The following is a 450-nucleotide window of genomic DNA, read 5'->3' on the forward strand; positions in this document are numbered from 1 at the left end:
CCCGGCTGAAGGCCCTGGCGGCGCGCCTCGCTGAGCCGGACGGCCCCGAGATCGTGGTGGTCGTGGCCGAGCGCAGTCCGAACGGTTTCGACCGCCTGACCATGGACACCGCCCGCAGGGTCATGATCGCGCGCCTGCTCGCGGCGGACTGATACGGCCGTCTGCGCATCCTCGCGCCGCGGACACCGGGGGGGCGGACCATCCTGGTGCACTCGAAGGTCGCGATCTTCGACGACCGCCTGCTGCGGATCGGTTCGACCAATCTGAACAATCGGTCGCTGGGCTACGACAGCGAGTGCGACCTCGCGATCGAGGTCCCGCTAGGCGACGCCCACGATGCCGCGCGCATCGCCGTGGCGCGCCTGCGGGACGGCCTCGTAGCCCATCACGCCGGCTGCCCGCGTGAGCGCTTCGAGGAGGTGGTCCGCACGCGCGGGTCCCTGCAAGCCG

At 71.8% G+C, this 450-nt stretch carries 1 protein-coding gene; it reads left to right on the forward strand.

The features are described from left to right. Window positions 1-206: 206 nt before the first annotated feature. Window positions 207-450, forward strand: a 244-nt coding sequence (locus CVH10_RS26630; protein ID WP_219924757.1) for a phospholipase D-like domain-containing protein, incomplete at its 3' end; no start/stop codon positions are given.

Source organism: Halomonas sp. ND22Bw, from assembly GCF_003011945.1.
Lineage (GTDB): Bacteria > Pseudomonadota > Gammaproteobacteria > Pseudomonadales > Halomonadaceae > Halomonas > Halomonas halophila.